Source organism: Amphritea atlantica (assembly GCA_024397875.1).
GTDB classification, from domain to species: Bacteria; Pseudomonadota; Gammaproteobacteria; order Pseudomonadales; family Balneatricaceae; genus Amphritea; species Amphritea atlantica_B.
In genome coordinates this window covers 2,527,819-2,543,222 of the sequence record CP073344.1, presented here as the reverse complement: position 1 = coordinate 2,543,222, position 15,404 = coordinate 2,527,819, and the positions used below count along the sequence as shown (strand labels likewise).

The 15,404-nt window shown below is 51.7% G+C and carries 19 protein-coding genes; 12 read left to right on the top strand and 7 right to left on the bottom strand.

Going from position 1 to position 15,404, the window contains the following annotated elements:
- Positions 1 to 108 precede the first annotated feature (108 nt).
- Positions 109 to 666, bottom strand: a complete 558-nt coding sequence (locus KDX31_11750) for a DUF2058 domain-containing protein (protein ID UTW02033.1) — start codon at positions 664 to 666, stop codon at positions 109 to 111.
- A 284-nt stretch (positions 667 to 950) separates the two neighbouring features.
- Here KDX31_11750 and KDX31_11745 point away from each other — a divergent pair, with 284 nt between their 5' ends.
- Both KDX31_11745 and KDX31_11740 read left to right on the top strand, forming a co-directional pair.
- A complete protein-coding gene (locus KDX31_11745) occupies positions 951 to 1,502 on the top strand; it encodes a TIGR00730 family Rossman fold protein (GenBank protein UTW02032.1) in 552 nt (183 codons plus the stop codon).
- Between the two features lie 97 nt (positions 1,503 to 1,599).
- Positions 1,600 to 1,986, top strand: coding sequence for an acyl-CoA thioesterase (locus tag KDX31_11740; protein UTW02031.1), 387 nt, complete (start codon positions 1,600 to 1,602; stop codon positions 1,984 to 1,986).
- 112 nt (positions 1,987 to 2,098) lie between these two features.
- On the opposite strand, the gene KDX31_11735 is transcribed toward KDX31_11740, so the two are convergent.
- Positions 2,099 to 2,674: a flavodoxin family protein gene (locus KDX31_11735; protein UTW02030.1), complete on the bottom strand. Its 576-nt coding sequence runs from the start codon at positions 2,672 to 2,674 to the stop codon at positions 2,099 to 2,101.
- A gap of 104 nt (positions 2,675 to 2,778) precedes the next feature.
- Between KDX31_11735 and KDX31_11730 the strand changes: the two genes are divergently transcribed.
- Together KDX31_11730 and KDX31_11725 are read left to right on the top strand one after the other, a co-directional pair.
- The gene (locus tag KDX31_11730) at positions 2,779 to 3,690 is read left to right on the top strand and encodes a LysR family transcriptional regulator (protein UTW02029.1); all 912 of its coding nucleotides are present in this window, start codon (positions 2,779 to 2,781) and stop codon (positions 3,688 to 3,690) included.
- 91 nt (positions 3,691 to 3,781) lie between these two features.
- Positions 3,782 to 5,896: a 4Fe-4S binding protein gene (locus KDX31_11725; GenBank protein ID UTW02028.1), complete on the top strand. Its 2,115-nt coding sequence runs from the start codon at positions 3,782 to 3,784 to the stop codon at positions 5,894 to 5,896.
- A 58-nt stretch (positions 5,897 to 5,954) separates the two neighbouring features.
- On the opposite strand, the gene KDX31_11720 is transcribed toward KDX31_11725, so the two are convergent.
- Together KDX31_11720 and KDX31_11715 are read right to left on the bottom strand one after the other, a co-directional pair.
- A complete protein-coding gene (locus KDX31_11720) occupies positions 5,955 to 6,551 on the bottom strand; it encodes a LysE family translocator (protein ID UTW02027.1) in 597 nt (198 codons plus the stop codon).
- Positions 6,552 to 6,691: 140 nt separating this feature from the next.
- On the bottom strand, positions 6,692 to 7,594 hold the full coding sequence (locus KDX31_11715) for a LysR family transcriptional regulator (protein UTW02026.1): 903 nt from the start codon (positions 7,592 to 7,594) through the stop codon (positions 6,692 to 6,694).
- A 112-nt stretch (positions 7,595 to 7,706) separates the two neighbouring features.
- Between KDX31_11715 and KDX31_11710 the strand changes: the two genes are divergently transcribed.
- A complete protein-coding gene (locus KDX31_11710) occupies positions 7,707 to 7,988 on the top strand; it encodes a peptidylprolyl isomerase (protein ID UTW02025.1) in 282 nt (93 codons plus the stop codon).
- Here KDX31_11710 and KDX31_11705 read toward each other — a convergent pair.
- Positions 7,985 to 8,998: a ChaN family lipoprotein gene (locus KDX31_11705; GenBank protein UTW02024.1), complete on the bottom strand. Its 1,014-nt coding sequence runs from the start codon at positions 8,996 to 8,998 to the stop codon at positions 7,985 to 7,987. The two genes, KDX31_11710 and KDX31_11705, sit on opposite strands and share 4 nt — an antisense overlap.
- A gap of 76 nt (positions 8,999 to 9,074) precedes the next feature.
- Here KDX31_11705 and KDX31_11700 point away from each other — a divergent pair, with 76 nt between their 5' ends.
- Complete coding sequence (locus KDX31_11700; protein UTW02023.1) at positions 9,075 to 9,311, top strand: hypothetical protein; 237 nt, start codon at positions 9,075 to 9,077, stop codon at positions 9,309 to 9,311.
- 16 nt (positions 9,312 to 9,327) lie between these two features.
- On the opposite strand, the gene KDX31_11695 is transcribed toward KDX31_11700, so the two are convergent.
- Positions 9,328 to 9,759, bottom strand: coding sequence for a PilZ domain-containing protein (locus tag KDX31_11695; protein ID UTW02022.1), 432 nt, complete (start codon positions 9,757 to 9,759; stop codon positions 9,328 to 9,330).
- A gap of 820 nt (positions 9,760 to 10,579) precedes the next feature.
- On the opposite strand from KDX31_11695, the gene KDX31_11690 reads away from it, so the two are divergent.
- From KDX31_11690 to KDX31_11665, 6 genes are all read left to right on the top strand, one after another.
- On the top strand, positions 10,580 to 11,551 hold the full coding sequence (locus KDX31_11690; GenBank protein ID UTW02021.1) for a bifunctional helix-turn-helix transcriptional regulator/GNAT family N-acetyltransferase: 972 nt from the start codon (positions 10,580 to 10,582) through the stop codon (positions 11,549 to 11,551).
- On the top strand, positions 11,548 to 12,300 hold the full coding sequence (locus tag KDX31_11685; GenBank protein UTW02020.1) for an AzlC family ABC transporter permease: 753 nt from the start codon (positions 11,548 to 11,550) through the stop codon (positions 12,298 to 12,300). Before KDX31_11690 ends, KDX31_11685 begins: the two co-directional genes overlap by 4 nt.
- Entirely contained in the window at positions 12,293 to 12,613 is a 321-nt protein-coding gene (locus KDX31_11680; protein UTW02019.1) for an AzlD domain-containing protein, read from the top strand. The genes KDX31_11685 and KDX31_11680 overlap by 8 nt, the downstream gene beginning before the upstream one ends.
- 188 nt (positions 12,614 to 12,801) lie before the next feature.
- Positions 12,802 to 13,044 carry a hypothetical protein gene (locus KDX31_11675; protein UTW02018.1) on the top strand — a complete coding sequence of 81 codons (243 nt, stop codon included), beginning with the start codon at positions 12,802 to 12,804 and terminating at the stop codon, positions 13,042 to 13,044.
- Positions 13,045 to 13,235: 191 nt separating this feature from the next.
- Positions 13,236 to 13,709, top strand: a complete 474-nt coding sequence (locus KDX31_11670; GenBank protein ID UTW02017.1) for a peroxiredoxin — start codon at positions 13,236 to 13,238, stop codon at positions 13,707 to 13,709.
- Positions 13,710 to 13,752: 43 nt separating this feature from the next.
- On the top strand, positions 13,753 to 14,154 hold the full coding sequence (locus KDX31_11665) for an SMI1/KNR4 family protein (GenBank protein ID UTW02016.1): 402 nt from the start codon (positions 13,753 to 13,755) through the stop codon (positions 14,152 to 14,154).
- A gap of 41 nt (positions 14,155 to 14,195) precedes the next feature.
- On the opposite strand, the gene KDX31_11660 is transcribed toward KDX31_11665, so the two are convergent.
- Complete coding sequence (locus KDX31_11660; GenBank protein ID UTW02015.1) at positions 14,196 to 15,389, bottom strand: YbfB/YjiJ family MFS transporter; 1,194 nt, start codon at positions 15,387 to 15,389, stop codon at positions 14,196 to 14,198.
- Positions 15,390 to 15,404: the final 15 nt, after the last annotated feature.

Genomic DNA, 15,404 nt, shown 5'->3' with positions numbered 1-15,404 from the left:
TCGCTGCTTTAGCGCTCTGACGGCGCGGGGGAGATGTTCTGCTGCGTGTCCCGCCTCAGGTGTCTCTGAGGCGGGGCATTGTCAGTCTCTTAAAGGTGAACTGTATCGCTACCACATGAGGTCATCAGGGATCTGGAAGTCAGCATAAGGGTCATCCGGATCAATCTCTTCAACCTTTTGTCGACTGATAATCAGCTCTGGGCGGCGCTCGCTTATCTTGTCAGCAACGCCTGCCGGAATCAGGGTATAACCGCTCTTACCTGAAGCGATCGCCAGATTACCTTTAGCCAGTTGTTCCTGCAGGGTCTTGGTGACATAGAGCTTCTTGATGGTCGTTCCATCAACGAAGTTATACTCAACATCGCCCTCAGCGGACATGTGAACGCTATTCTGCTGCAGCATCTGCAGGCAGGAAGCATCGATAGAGCGACGGGTGAGTTCATCTTCCCGCTGACGATTCAGCTCCCGGTCTCGCTCGAGTTTTTCCTCTTTTGCGGCGGCGATCGCCTGTTCCCGCTCCAGCTGTTCCTGATCCTTAAAGACTTCGCCTTTCTTTACGGCTTTTGCTTGTTTGGTTTTCTTGCGCTTCTCAGCTTTTGCTTTATTAGCCTGTTGCTTGTTTGCCAGACCCGCTTTTAGAAGCTGATCCTGTAAAGATCCTGCCATGTTGTTTACCCTGCTTATGTCGCATTCAGGTTGTGAACTATATCGGACATCGGGTTTTAGCTCCAGATCAACAGCGGATTTGATCGTCGCCCGGGGAAGTTGAATGAATGTTTGTTCTTTTATAAGCGCCGGTGCCAACACGGCGCTTGCTTACTGATTGCTTGCATCCCTAGCCGTGATCATTCATCGGTGGTTATTCTCGCTTCGGCGTTTTTCCCTTTATTCTCCCGGCGCACTGTTGTTGAATAGTGATATCGACAACAAAATCTGTGCGGATCATTAATATGAGAATTGCGGTGTACTGTGGAGCCTCGTCCGGACCAGCAGAGGGGCCCTATAAAAGCGAAGCACGAAAGCTGGGTAACCTGATGGCCCGGCAGAATATTGAACTGGTGTATGGTGGTTCAAGCATCGGGCTGATGGGTAGCGTTGCCGATGGTGTGCTGGAAGCCGGTGGCCATGTGTGTGGTGTGATGCCTCAGGTGCTGGTTGACCGGGAGCAGGTACATGTGGGTCTGAGCGAGCTGCATGTCGTCGAGGATATGCATCAGCGAAAAGCGGTGATGATGGAGCTGGCGGATGCGTTTATTGCACTGCCCGGTGGCACCGGTACTCTGGAAGAGCTGTTTGAGGTCTGGGCCTGGCGGCAGATTGGTATTCATCATAAGCCGTTTGGTTTGTTGAACATTGAGGGGTACTTCGATAATCTTCTGGCTTTTATTGTCCATGCTGCGGATCAGGAGTTTATCCGGGATGAGTATCGGGACTTTTTGCTGGTCGATAATCATCCTGAGGGGCTGCTGGCTCAGCTGTCTGAGAAGCTGAAGCAGGTCTGACTTTCCTGATCTTTAGTATCGGACCTGCATATCTTGCTTTAATATCTGTCTAATCTTTTCAGGCCGTTCTGCCTGTCAGTGTAATTTTGGAGTCACCATGTCAAAAATGCCGGAAGGTCGGCCTTCACTCAGAACCATTGCAATGCCGGGAGATGCAAATCCGGACGGTGATATCTTCGGCGGCTGGATTATGGCGCAGATGGATCTGGCCAGTGGCAGCTTTGCTTCACAGGAGATAAAGTGCCGGGTTGTGACTGTGGCGGTTGATGCGATGACTTTCCATAAGCCGGTTAATATCGGTGATGATGTCAGTTGTTTCTGTAAAATGGTCCGCTACGGTAATACGTCACTGGTGGTTCATGTGGAAACCTGGGTGCAACGGCACCATAGTGAGTTGATAGAAAAGGTGACAGAGGCCAGTTTTACCTTTGTGGCGATCGGTAGCGATGGGCGTCCAAAGCAGATTAACCGCACGAGTACATAAAGCGTACGAAACCGTGTTGGTTTAGTGATACTTCGCCGGGCCAGGTTGCTGCTCAGTACTGCGGCTCCATCGGTGACAGGCGGCATGAACCGCCTGTCATCTTATCCGGTTGTTACTGTTTCCAGCGTTTTGCTGCGGCTGCAACCCGAGCACCCAGTGCCTGAGCGGTATCTCTGTCAGACTGAGGCGGTGTAACCTCTGCGCCTTCATCAGCATTGCTCTGCGCCATCGCGCCGAGAAAACTACCGAGACGGTTGAGGTCTTCCGTTGATCCCTGGCTGCTGTTATTGCCGGGCATTATGCCCAGGCTAACCCAGATCATTCCCTGTTGCGCTGCATAGATAGACATCTGTTGCAGTGTATTGAGTTTGTCGCCACTCTGACTGGAGGAGTTGGTGAAACCTGCCGCCAGTTTATCTTTCCAGCCCCCTTCAGCCCATACCTTTGAGCTGGCATCCATAAAGGTTTTAAACTGACCGCTGACGGAACCCATATAGGTTGGAGAGCCAAAGATAATGGCATCAGCTTCAGCCAGTGCATCCCAGTTCACTGTATCCGCATCCGCGACAGACACTGTTACCGCTACGGCACCCGCATTTTCTGCGCCAGCCGCAACTGCCTGGGCCAGCACTTCAGTGTGTCCGTACCCACTATGATAAGCGACTGCTACTTTTACCTGATCAGACATAAATAATACCTCGTTAAAATGTGTTGGCGGGCTGTTCTCCCGTAGTCATGGTTACTGTAATGATTCATAATGAATTCATCTAATGCATTGTTGTGATGGTTGTTATGCGTGAAGTGAATCTAAGGTCTGTTGATCTGAATCTGTTGGTGGTATTGCAGCGATTGCTGGAAACCCGGCATGTTACCCGTGCTTCAGAGCTGTTGAATATGAGTCAGCCTGCGGTCAGCCGTGCATTGCAGCGGTTGCGGGACACCTTCGATGATCCGTTGCTGGTGAGAACGGCTCACGGCTTTGATCTGAGTGCCCGGGGGGCTGATATTCTCCCCCGGTTACAGGTGCTTCTCAGTGGCATGGAGCAGCTTATTGCTGAGCCGCAATTTATTCCTGCCGAAGCGGAAGATGTGGTGCGGGTCTATGGGCTCGATCTGGAAGTGGCGTGTTTTGTCTCGCCATTGATGAAAGTGCTGCGCTCGGAGGCCCCGAAAATGCGTCTGGAGGTGCGTACCGAGCCGCGTAATCATTTTGAACTGCTGGAAAGAGGCGATGTTCATTTCAGTCTGACCGGCATGGAGCCGCAACAGGGTGAGGGCCAGTACCGCCGTCTGCTGATCGCACAGTCGGGGGTTGTGTGTATGATGGCTGCGGATCATCCACTGGCAGCGGAAAACCTGACACTCGATGCGTATCTCTCAGCCAGTCATGGGTTAGTCTCAATGACAGGGCAGGGGGCGGGACATATTGATCAGCGGTTGGCTCAGATGAACCGTAAACGGCATCTGGCGCTGCGCCTGTCCAACTTTATGACGGCCGCGGATTTTTGTGAAACCTCAGATCTGTTGTTCTATCTGCCACAGATCGTTGCTCAGCGAATCGCTCTGGGGCGCAATATTGTTCTCAAACCGGTCCCCGACGAACTGCAGTCTGCACCAATCAGTTTTTATCTTTACTGGCATGAGCGGCATCACCGTGACCCGATGTGCCGCTGGATCCGGCAACGGATTCTACAGGTGATCTGACGCTAAAGTAGTAGGTTGAACAGACGCAAAGTAGTATGGATGGGGATAAGAACTTTACGGACTATTAATAGTTAACCCGTGGAGTTTCTATATGCCATTTAATGCTTTTCTCAGAACAGTGTTGCTTTTCTGTCTGCTGCTTTCGAGCGGCTTAGCATTGGCACAGGTGTCTGAAACTGAGATCCGGACAATCTTTCCAAAATTGACCCGTATTGGCGACTCCCTGGAAAATCCCTCGGTCGTGCCTGTTTATCAGCTCGATCAGTTGTTAGGTTATGTCTTCGAAACCAATGATCTGACCAACCTTCCCGGCTTTTCGGGGGAACGGATCAATCTTCTGATCGGACTGGATGCCTCCGGTAAAATAGTGAAAATAAAAATACTCAATCACCATGAGCCGATTTTCATGCATGGTCTGGGCGAGCAGCCGATGGTTGAGTTTATCCGTCAGTATGAGGGATTGACGGTTGATAAACGGGTTATTGTGGATAGTCGTCATAGCGGGCAGGATCAGGACGGTTCCGCGACGGTCTATATCGATGGTGTCACCAAAGCCACCGTCTCAGTGCTGGTGATGAATGATACGGTGTTATCTGCCGCGCTGCAGGTCGCCCGTGCTTATCTTGAGGGTTTTGAGCGCCCGCCGACCGTTACCGTTAGAGAAGATGTTTTCCAGCCCTATAGCTGGCAGCAACTGCAGAGCAGTGCTTTGTTGCGCCACTGGACGGTATCTGCAGATCAGTTGCAGCAGGGCTTTCCGCTGGCGCTGGAGGATTATCAGGACCCGGAGCTACGGCAGGCACTGACGGAGTCTGATCTGCCGGGGCGTTATTATTATGCTTACCTGAACACCCCGGTGACCGGGAAAAATATACTGGGTGAACAGGAGTTTGAGCGTTTGTTGTCGGTATTGCGGCCCGGTGAGCATGCGCTGTTGGTCGCGTCAGTGGGGGAATATGGTTTTCTTGAGCCTGAGTTTCGCCGGGGCACGGTGCCCAGCCGACTAGGGATGTCTCAGAACGGTTTGCCAGTGGATATTCGCGATCTGGATTTCTTTGACAACACACAGCCGCAGCTACCGGCCGATGCCCCCGACTTTGAAGAGTTGCGGGTGTTCAGGATTAAAGCCCAGTCGGGCTTTGATCCTTCCCAGCCGATGCACCTGACGCTGGATCTTGATCTGCCGCGTAATCACCTTATCCGTGATCAGGCTCAGTTTGAGGACAGCTATCAACTGCCGGCTGAGTTGTTTGATATTACCGTGACAGAGGAGGTTAAACCCCTGCCGTTATGGCAGCGGTTATGGCTGGATCGCTGGGTGCAGATCACCGGTCTGGTGCTGACCCTGCTGGTGGTGACCGCCACGTTTATCTGGCAACACCGTTTATCAGCCCACAGTCGTTTATTTCACCGGGTTCGTTGGGGAGTGATGCTGTTTACGCTGGGCTTTATCGGGATCTACGCCCAGGGTCAGCTCTCGGTCGTTAATATATACACCCTGTTGCTGCAGCTGGTGAAAGGCTTTGATATAGAGGTGTTCCTGTTAGACCCGGTGCTTTTTGTGCTGTGGACCTATGTGTTTATTACACTGTTCCTCTGGGGGCGGGGGGTCTTCTGTGGCTGGCTCTGCCCCTTTGGTGTGCTGCAGGAGATTGCGGCGAAAGTGGGAGGTCTGTTGAAACTGAAGCAGGTAAAAATTCCTCCGGCAATGCATCAAAAGCTGCAAAAACTGAAGTATCTGTTGCTGCTGGTACTGCTGGGTAGCGCATTCTGGTCAGTCAGTCTGGCGGAACGACTGGCGGAACTTGAACCCTTCAAAACCGCAATCACCCTGACCTTTATCCGTAGCTGGCCTTTTGTTGTTTATGCGTTGCTGCTGTTAGTCACCGGAATGTTTATCCATAAGTTTTTCTGTCGCTATCTGTGTCCGCTGGGGGCCGGTTTGGCGGTGCTGGGCAGATTCAGTCTGTTCCGCTGGCTGCACCGCCGGGCTGAGTGCGGCAGTCCCTGCCAGTTATGCAAAGTACGTTGTGAAATCGACTCCATCAACCGCGACGGCAGTGTCGATTACGATGAATGTATTCAGTGCATGGAATGCATCGTTATTCTGAATAATGATGATCAGTGTGCCATTGCGCTTTCTCAGAATAAGCAGAAGGCTAAAGCGGTCCGGGCGCAGGACGCGATCCCTGTGCAGCAGGTTTAAACTGGGGTCTATCAGAGGGACCGATAAGTGAGGTCGACAAGCGGGGTGGGTGATCCGTTTAGCCCAGCCCCAGCTTGATGCCCAGCAGTACCAATCCGCCGCCGATCAGTCTTTCGATTTTTACCCGTACCCGTTTAAGCCAGCGCTGGATAGCCGGGCGGCTCAGCAGCAGGATAATCATGCTCAGCCAGCTAAGCTCGACAAGTATCGGGGTGGCGCAGTATAAAACCTGCATGGTAACACTTTGAATCTCTGCCACCACGTGACTGAAGATCGCCACAAACATAATCAGAAGCTTCGGGTTAAACAGACTCACCATCATTCCGGCAATAAACGGATGACCGCTGCTTTTTTCAGCACTCTCTGTTTTGGCGTCGGATCGGGTTGCCAGATACACCACACCCAGATAGATCAGATAGGCACTGCCAAGCCAGCGAATGGCCGTATAAAGCGCCGGGATGCTCTCAATCAGGGCTGCCAGCCCGATCACTGACAGAATGACATGAATGGTCAGCGCAGTTGCCAGCCCCAGGGCAGTGATAAACCCCCTGCGTCGTGAGCCTTGCAGTGTGTTGCGTAAAATAATTGCGGTATTTGCACCCGGGAGCATCGCCCCCAGCAGCATCACACCGGTAAAGATCAGCCATTCAGTCATCAGAGTGTTCCATCGGTTAATGGCGTGAATTCTAGAGACGGGGTCGGGGATAAGCGAATATCGATTCTGGATAATGGTTATCAGCTTTAGTTATGACCTTGATGCGAAGGTTGGAGCCGCTTTTCTTTCACAAGAGGGGGTTATTCGGCCAGGCTGTGCAACATCCGCTCCCGCAGATAGCGGTGAGCCGGATCACCCTGAAGCCGTTGGTGCCAGATCAGATAATAGTTGCTGGCGGGAATGACCAGTTGCTCCGGTAGCGCTTTGAAATTGAGCCCGTATACCGGGCCTAGCTGAAGTGCGATGCGGGTGGGCAGGGTCAGAATATAATTGGCGCGGCTGGTTATCGCCATCGCTGAGTGAATAAAGGGGACCGTCAGTTTCATCTTGCGCTGCTGGTTCAGTTTATTCAGCGCCTCATCCACCGCGCGAATTTTATCACCGCCAGCGCTGATGCCGATATGTTCAGCACCGATATAGTCTGACAGTGATAATCTGTGCTCAGCGAGTGGGTGGTTCTGGTTTATCAGGCAGCTGTAGCTATCACTGCCCAACTTTTTACCATAGATATCATCGGGTACGGTATCCAGAATACAGGCAGCCAGATCCATCCGCCCCTGGCGCAGACTTTCCATCATTCCCGAGTGCCAGAGGTGAAAGTGCAGGCTGATCCCGGGGGCGTCCTGTTGCAGTTCGGCCATCAGCGGCGGCAGCAGGTCGTGGGTAATAAAATCGGTGGTGGCGATATTGAATTCACCGATATAACCTGCCGCTTCAAACTGCCCGGGAATAAGCAGGCTTTCAAGATGGTTGAGTGCTTCGGGGAGTTGCTGCCAGAGCTGATCTCCCCGCGGTGTCAGGTGCATTGTGTTGCCCACCCGCACCATCAGCGGGTCGCTGAAGATCTCCCGTAGCTGGCTCAGGTTTCTGCTCATTGCCGGCTGACTGATATGCTGGGCGGCCGCAGCGGCTGTGACACTTTTGCTATGCAAAAGATAGTACAGTGAGATCAGCAGGTTGAGGTTGATTCGGGCCAGTTCCATTGGGCAAGCATATCAGTATTACTGATAACGTCAATCGCCTCTCAGGGGTTGCAGAGGATAGCGAAAAAAGGGATCCTGTGCGCACTATCAACTGACATAGAGAGTTTTATTTATGGCACGTGCAACGGCCCGACACATTCTGGTAAGCAGTGAGACTCAGTGCGCTGATCTTAAATCACAAATTGAAGCGGGTGCTGAGTTCGCTGATCTGGCTAAGAAACACTCTAGCTGCCCATCGGGCGCGCAGGGCGGTGACCTGGGTAGTTTTGGTCCAGGGCAGATGGTTGCTGAATTCGATAAAGTCGTCTTCTCCGCACCAGTGGGTGAGGTACAGGGACCTGTCCGTACTCAGTTTGGTTATCACCTGCTGGAAGTCACCAGCCGCGAAGACTAACGGTCTTTCTGATGAGGCTGCTGTTGCAACGCTGCGCAGTAGTCTTTCTCCTCTGATCTGGAAGTAAACCAGACATAATCTGTTACTCCTGTATTCAATTTAACAGCATCACCAACGGTTTTGATTGCCTCATCGGTCTCGGTCAGCAGGATTGAGGTAACCGCTTCAGAAGTGAGTTTTTGCAGATGCTGCGCTACCCCGGTGTCTTTTCTGGCATGGAACGCCCCGGTTATCAGAAGCGCCTGCATCTGTTCCCCGAGTTGATGGGTTAATGCGTACGCCATGCTGGCATCCCGGCTGATCTGAATATCAGTCATCGGTCCCATCTGATCTATCGGCATCGTCCGGCAGTGGCTTTCATATACCTGTTGCCGGATTGTTGTTCTGATGGCCTCTGGAATCTCGCTGACTGTACTCAGGCGTGGCTGATCCGGCACGCCGCTCTGGTAGATCTGCATTAATACCGGTTTGCTCAGGTTGCCTGTCCTGAGCTGGTTGCCATTTTTCAGGGCAGTACTGATCAGTGGTCCATAATCCTGCCAGGGCCAGTTACGATCATTCCAGTTGAGTTGTTTGCGGATTTCGGTATCGCTGCTTGCGCTGCTCAGAGTGTTGATATTCCCGCTCTGTTGCTCGTCCAGCATCTCCAGCACCAGCCGCGTTTTGGGACCGTTTTGAAGGGCCTGCAGAAGTAGTAGCTCACGCGCGTGGTGTTCAGGGTTATCGTGTTTCTCTCCGACAAGCACAAGGCGGCGATGACGAAGTGTTTCGATCAGTTCCGCCTGGCTGACTGGTTCGCCAGTGGCGATGGCGATAATTTTACCGTTCAGGGGGTGGAGCTCAGTCGGTTTAGAATGGGCCGTCTGGTCAGCAGGAACGGTTTTCCCGTCGGTGGCGGGCTCATTTATCCCCTGAGTTTTGGTAATATGCTGACAGCCAGCGCTTAAGAGTATTAAACCGATCAGGATAAGGGTAAATGGCCGGTTCAGAGTCCGTTCTTTTAACTGCATTTTAATCTGCCCCTTTTCAGTTGCTGAGTGCTGGGGTAACGTTATAGAAAAGTCGAGCGTGAAGGAGAAACATAGCATGAAACCGGGAATTAAAGTTAGCATCCGTAAAAAGGGTGAGCGGGACGGTGGCGTGGATGCACAGATGCAGCAGCGGATTGATGAGGCGGTGCATTTTGTTCAGGGGCTGCGTAAGAAGGGAGATAATGTAAAGCAGATGATGGAAAAGCTTAATGAGCATGACCATAAGCATCCTGACGGCAGTGACTGGAGCTACGATTCACTGCATGACTTTATTGCAGAACATCATATTTAAGAATGTTGTAGGCTAATCATTGCAGCTGCCCGATGGCGGGAAAATCTGCCGCGTGCAGCCTGATCCATTCAACGGCTGCCTGTTCACCTGAGAGCTGGCGGCCATCTCTGAGTTGCTTTAGCCGGTAGCTTTCAATCTGACAGATCTGCTCAATCATGCGGACGCTGTAGGCCTGATCAGGGTCATCGAAACCAATGCCAAGAAGAAAACCGGGTTGTTCCTGCTGGCACCAGATGACATGACCGTTAGCCGACATGCCGGGGTGAGAAAGTCTGACGCTTATTTCGATAGCGGAGCCCGGCGTTATATACGCTTCTGAAAGGCAGCTGAGCCCACCCGGACTGAAGTCTCTGTTTAACTGCTGGCGCAGATTCTGGGGCCGAGACTCTTGTATCGTGCACAGCAGGATTGGAATCTCTGCCGGATGACGTAAGTAGTGTTCAGGCATAGTGCACCTCGAAGCCGATCATTAACATCTGCCGGAGCTTGCGTAATCCCTATTTCAACTGACTCAGATCTCCCTGACTATTAGCAATGTTATCGGCGTATCTTCCGTAGTATTTAGTTTCTTATCTGAAACTATTCTTATTCGATCTGCCTGTATCTCAGCTGAACTGTCTGCTCTGGATTTATTTCACAGCGAGAGTTCTGTTCGGGTCAGATATCTGACCCCTGATTCAATGTTGGTTAGTTGATTAAAGTGCCGGATCGGCCGGGGATGACTGATGGTTGTAATACGCAGATTATTTGTCAAAAACGTCATTTTCTTTGACATATGTGGCATTTTTGAAAGCGGTAAGGGCGTGAGTCTGCTTGCTGTTTTTGAAGTAAGTGTTTGATATTTAATGCTTATAGTGAGTTGGCCCTGTTCCTGCTATGTACGTTGTAACGTAAAAACATATCTGGAGAGTGACTCATGGTACATGAAGAGCAAGGTGTTGAGGTTATCGGTATTGTTTCAACTGTTCTGATGGTGGTAGCCGGTTTGGTGATCGGAATATCACCAATGCTGGTGCATGTAGGGATGTTGATTTCCTGATCTTTTTTGAGGCTGACAGATCGGGAAAATCGGGTCCTACGATTCACCCAACTATTTCGGGGATGCACAATCCCCTTTTTTATAGTAAATTGCGTAACTAGTTACGTAATTGGTTTTTAAAGTCTCTCCATTAAGAGTTTCCGTTTTAAGAATCGCGTTGTTAAGAGCTTTTTTGTTAAAAGCTTCGTTATTTAGAGCCTCTTTATTTAGTGCGCCTGGGTTGAGTTATATGGATTACATGAAAAGTTTTGGCAGCCTGTCACTGGGAAGCCGCTTGAAACGTCTATCGGACCGTCTGGTTCAGGATGTTATTCGCCTGTATCAGAGTCAGGGGATAGAGCTGAACCCCACATTTTTTCCGCTGTTTAATATGCTCCATCAGCAAGGCGCAATGACGGTAACGGAGGCGGCCGAGAAACTGGGGGTCAGTCATCCGGCTATCAGCAAAATTGCCCGTAAGATGCAGCAGGAAGGGTGGCTGAGTAAGACGACTGACCCGCAAGATGAAAGGCGTCAGTTACTCACCCTGACGCTAAAAAGTGAGTCTTTGTTGGAGCAGATAGCGCCGGTCTGGAACGCGATCCAGGCGCAACTCGATTCGCTGATCAGTTCCCAGCAGCATCCGCTTCTGGCATCTCTCGAAGAGTTTGAGGCGGTGTTGCAGCAACAGGGGCTGTATACACCGGTTGTTCAGCAGCTTGAACGTCGTAATGAGGGGCAGAATATAGTGATTCAGGGCTGGGATGCTGAGCTGCGGGCTGATTTTCGGCGTCTGAATATGGCCTGGTTGAATCGTTACTTTGATGGACAAGTGACAGAGAGAGATCGCGAAGCGCTGAATAATCCTGAGGCATATTACCTCGCCCGGGGAGGGTATATCTGGTTTGCCCGTAACACGGCAGATAATCAGGTGGTGGGTTGCGTGGCGCTGGTCAGGCATACCGATGAACGTTTTGAAATTGCAAAAATGGGCGTGGATGAGGCCTGGCAGACTGTGGGTGTCGGCCGACGGTTGTTGATGGCTGCGTTAGATAAGGCCCGGGAGAGGGGGGCCTCGGAAGTGTTTCTTGAAAGCTCAGGTAAACTTGAACGGGCGCTGCAGTTATATCAAAACCTGGGGTTCAGGCAGGTACCCCACCCAGAAGGGGGGTCCTATTATGAAAGGGCTGATATCTATATGACGCTGAGTTTGCGGCCATGAGCTGTAAGGTTATGGATCAGGACACCGCTTCTATTAAGCGCAGGGAGATGCTGGAAGGGGCTAAAGCGACGCTGCCATTGATTATCGGGGCTATTCCTTTTGGTATTATCTTCGGCACCCTTGCCGGGCCGAGTGGGTTATCTGCTCTGGGTGCGCTGGCGATGTCAGTGTTTGTTTTCGCAGGCTCTGCGCAGTTTATTGCGCTGGGGTTACTGGCAGCGGGGGCTGCCGTCCCAGTGATTATAGCGACCACCTTTGTGGTCAACCTGCGGCATATCCTTTATGCCGCTAATCTGGTACCCAAAGTTGGTCATCTGCCGCATCGCTGGCGGGTAATGATGGCGTTTGGTCTGACCGATGAAACCTTTGCCGCGGTCAGTAACCGCTTCCTGCTACAGGACGATACAGAACATGCACACTGGTTTTACCTGGGGTCGGGGCTGGCGATGTACAGCAACTGGATTCTCTGCACCGGTATCGGTATCGCGCTGGGTGAGATTTTTCCCGATATGACCGGCTGGGGGCTTGATTTTGCGATGTCGGTCACCTTCATCGGCATGGTGGTGCCCTATCTGAAGCATAAACCGATGTGGGGTGCAGTGATTGTCTCCGGTGCTATCGCGATGGCGACCCTCGGTCTGCCACACAAGCTTGGATTGATGGTGGCTGCGTTATGCGGTATCGCTACGGGGTTATCGCTGCACCTCTTGCTCAAGCGGCGGTTAGCTCAGGAGGTCGTCCATGACTGAATTCCTGCTGATTGTCGGTATGTTTCTGGTGACCTTCAGCGTTCGTTATGTGTTGTTCGGGGTTGCGGGCAGGGTTCGTTTTCCACCCTGGCTGACGACCGCCCTGAACTTCGTTCCACCTGCGGTGCTGACGGCGATAATCGTTCCTGCACTGTTGCTCCCCCGGGGCGAGTTGTGGCTGGAAGCGGATAACCCATGGTTGATATCCGGAGTATTCGCTGCCCTGATCTCATTCTGGCGCAAGGATCTGCTGACAACTATTGTCGCAGGGATGTTGTTCTTTATGTTGCTGAGGTTAGGTTTCGGTTTATAACGTCTCAAGTATCGAAAGCGGTTATTGTCAGGGCTACCGATCAATCCCCTTATGTTAAGCCTGTGGCGATTGAGAGATCGATAACGTATGTTAGGTAACACTTTATCTGGCAGGGAGTGCTGTGCTGTGTGATATGTTTGATAAACTGATGAGTAGTTTGGTTGCGGTCATTAACAATGGAGGCTTTGATGAAATTAATCGTAATGATAATTGCGCTACTGATCATCGGACTTCTGGTCATTAAACAGATGGCTCCAAACGCTGAGGCGCCTGCTGAATCCGTTGATTTCAACTCTCCTGATTCAAGCCTGGAAACTCCCAGAGTCCCCGCTCGTCCCGACGAGGTAAAGCAGTTTGGCAAACAGATGAGTGTTTACCTTCAGAGCGAGGCGGCGAAAAGAGCGGCGACGATGGACGCGGCGCAAAAATAATAATCCCCTAACTTTCCGTTGTCTTTTGGCTTTGCGAACACAGTGCCCTTTGTATGAATCTTTTCTTCAGGTTTATCTGTATTGTTTGTTTAGCTGCTACTCTTCCTTTATAGCTTGAAATACCGGATGATCCGGGTTCTATGTTGGTCTGTATAATCAGGCACTCAATAACATTTTTGCAGGTAACTATTATGATTCAAGTAGGTGATAAAATTCCGGCTATCAGTGTCAGTACTATCTTCGCTGGCGAGACCTCTGCGGTGAGTACTGAGGACCTGTTTGCCGATAAAAAAGTCGTGTTGTTTGCGCTGCCGGGTGCTTTTACGCCAACCTGTTCTGCGTCTCATTTGCCAGGGTATATCGTTAAAGCGGATGATATCTTCAGTAAAGGTGTTGATCTTATCGCCTGCCTTTCTGTTAATGATGCATTTGTGATGAAGGCATGGGCCGACACTCAGAATGCTGAGCAGATCACCATGATTGCCGATGGCGGTGCTGACCTGACGAAAGCGATGGGCCTGGATATGGACAGCGGTTCATTTGGAGGGGTTCGCTCACGCCGTTATGCAATGATCATTGAAGATGGCGTAGTGACCGCACTGAATGTTGAACAACCGAAGACTTTTGAAGTGAGTAGTGCTGAAGCTATGCTTGAGTTGCTCTGATACAATCGGCTTCATTTAAGCCAGTGAGTAATGTAGGACATGTATGCAAGATGTAATTGATGCACTGCGCGATGCCAATATCGAAGTCGTAACCCCTTTGGATCTGCCGGATTTTGATGATGTCGTCGCGGCGGAGGAGGAGATCTGCGTACCGCTATATCCTGACTTCAAAGAGTTTCTGCTCACGGTCAGTGATGTGATCTGCGGTTCAATAGAACCGGTCACGGTGGCTGATCCATCCTCCCATACTCATCTGCCAGAAGTTGCGGCCTACGCCTGGTCGATCGGATTGTCCCGTGAACAAACGCCAATCTGTGCCCATGACGGTGGTTTTTATGCCGTGACGATTGAAGGCTCAGTTGTTTACTGGACACCGGAGAGTGGTGAGGTTGAGGAGTGGACCACTGTCTGGGAGTGGGCGCGGGAGGTCTGGTTAGTCAGTTAACCTTACGATTCATCAGACAACGGCTCTTTTGAGCCGTTTTTTTATGCCGTTCTCAGTGCCTGTTCCCGCTGTTCACCGGCTTTCAGTATCAAAATCATACCGGCACCTAATACCGAGATTGCGGCGGCGATGTAGAGCGAGTCGGCATAGCTGCCGCCTCTGTCGGCGATTATGCCGGCAATGGCGGGTGCGCCGATCTGGGCGATACCGTAGAGCAGTGTCAGCCTGCCCATCAGCTTTGCGGGTTTGGTGGGGTAGAAACGGCCCGCCATCGCCAGTACCAGGCTGACAATACCGATAAAGCTGCCGCCATAAAGCGCAGCGCTGGTTAACACCACTCCGAGATTATCGTTCAGGGCAGGCAGGATGATACCGACAATCTGAATCAGAAACGCAATCAGCAGAGCGTTGAGCTCTCCCAGTCTGCGAGCGACTCTGTCCCACAGAATAACCGCAGGAGTCGCGCTGAGTCCGACGAAGATCCACACGATCTGGCCATCCCCCTGCAATGCTGGCTGGGCTTCGACGATCGCCACCAGAAAGGTGGCACTGATGACATAGGCATAGCCGGCGCAGAAATACATGATACCCAGTAGTAAAAACCAACGCCGGCTGGGCGGATTATCCTGTAGCTTCTCACCAGAAGAGGTTTGGTGGCTGGTATCCGGGCGGGGCAGCCAGCGCCACGCGGGGATAGCAATCAGTGATCCGATCAGTCCCACAGCCAGCCACTGAGCTCTCCAGTCGAGGTGACCGATCATCAGCTCGGCGGCTAAACCGCTGACAATTATGCCCAGGCCCGCGCCAGCATAGTGGATACCCAGTTCAGGCCGGTGACCGTTACGCAGTAACCAGTTCATAATCAGACCGGCGCTGATCAGCATGCCGCTGGCACTGCTCAGACCGGAGAAAAACCGTAACACACCCCAGAGCCAGACACTGTCCGTCAATGCCATACCGAGAGTGGTAATCACTGCCGTTATAAGACCTGCACGGTAGAGCAGATCTTTGATTTTCAGGTTGCCAATAGTGGCAGCCAGCAGGGCTCCACACATATAGCCGATATAGTTAATGGTGGCCAGATAACCTCCGGCCAGATCGCTGAGTCCCGCCTCTGCCTGCATTGCCGGCAGCAGAGTGGTATAGCAGAAACGGGCGATTCCAATGGTAAGAATCAGCCCGAGCAGACCGGAGCCCAGTACTTTAAGGTGTTGTCTGTCATCGCTTATGTTCATAGAGCTCTGGGTATC

Excerpts from the sequence above, each read along its gene's own strand:
- KDX31_11750 (UTW02033.1), bottom strand. The coding sequence starts at position 666 with ATGGCAGGATCTTTACAGGATCAGCTTCTAAAAGCGGGTCTGGCAAAC.
- KDX31_11745 (UTW02032.1), top strand. The coding sequence starts at position 951 with ATGAGAATTGCGGTGTACTGTGGAGCCTCGTCCGGACCAGCAGAGGGG.
- KDX31_11740 (UTW02031.1), top strand. The coding sequence starts at position 1,600 with ATGTCAAAAATGCCGGAAGGTCGGCCTTCACTCAGAACCATTGCAATG.
- KDX31_11735 (UTW02030.1), bottom strand. The coding sequence starts at position 2,674 with ATGTCTGATCAGGTAAAAGTAGCAGTCGCTTATCATAGTGGGTACGGA.
- KDX31_11730 (UTW02029.1), top strand. The coding sequence starts at position 2,779 with ATGCGTGAAGTGAATCTAAGGTCTGTTGATCTGAATCTGTTGGTGGTA.
- KDX31_11725 (UTW02028.1), top strand. The coding sequence starts at position 3,782 with ATGCCATTTAATGCTTTTCTCAGAACAGTGTTGCTTTTCTGTCTGCTG.
- KDX31_11720 (UTW02027.1), bottom strand. The coding sequence starts at position 6,551 with ATGACTGAATGGCTGATCTTTACCGGTGTGATGCTGCTGGGGGCGATG.
- KDX31_11715 (UTW02026.1), bottom strand. The coding sequence starts at position 7,594 with ATGGAACTGGCCCGAATCAACCTCAACCTGCTGATCTCACTGTACTAT.
- KDX31_11710 (UTW02025.1), top strand. The coding sequence starts at position 7,707 with ATGGCACGTGCAACGGCCCGACACATTCTGGTAAGCAGTGAGACTCAG.
- KDX31_11705 (UTW02024.1), bottom strand. The coding sequence starts at position 8,998 with ATGCAGTTAAAAGAACGGACTCTGAACCGGCCATTTACCCTTATCCTG.
- KDX31_11700 (UTW02023.1), top strand. The coding sequence starts at position 9,075 with ATGAAACCGGGAATTAAAGTTAGCATCCGTAAAAAGGGTGAGCGGGAC.
- KDX31_11695 (UTW02022.1), bottom strand. The coding sequence starts at position 9,759 with ATGCCTGAACACTACTTACGTCATCCGGCAGAGATTCCAATCCTGCTG.
- KDX31_11690 (UTW02021.1), top strand. The coding sequence starts at position 10,580 with ATGGATTACATGAAAAGTTTTGGCAGCCTGTCACTGGGAAGCCGCTTG.
- KDX31_11685 (UTW02020.1), top strand. The coding sequence starts at position 11,548 with ATGAGCTGTAAGGTTATGGATCAGGACACCGCTTCTATTAAGCGCAGG.
- KDX31_11680 (UTW02019.1), top strand. The coding sequence starts at position 12,293 with ATGACTGAATTCCTGCTGATTGTCGGTATGTTTCTGGTGACCTTCAGC.
- KDX31_11675 (UTW02018.1), top strand. The coding sequence starts at position 12,802 with ATGAAATTAATCGTAATGATAATTGCGCTACTGATCATCGGACTTCTG.
- KDX31_11670 (UTW02017.1), top strand. The coding sequence starts at position 13,236 with ATGATTCAAGTAGGTGATAAAATTCCGGCTATCAGTGTCAGTACTATC.
- KDX31_11665 (UTW02016.1), top strand. The coding sequence starts at position 13,753 with ATGCAAGATGTAATTGATGCACTGCGCGATGCCAATATCGAAGTCGTA.
- KDX31_11660 (UTW02015.1), bottom strand. The coding sequence starts at position 15,389 with ATGAACATAAGCGATGACAGACAACACCTTAAAGTACTGGGCTCCGGT.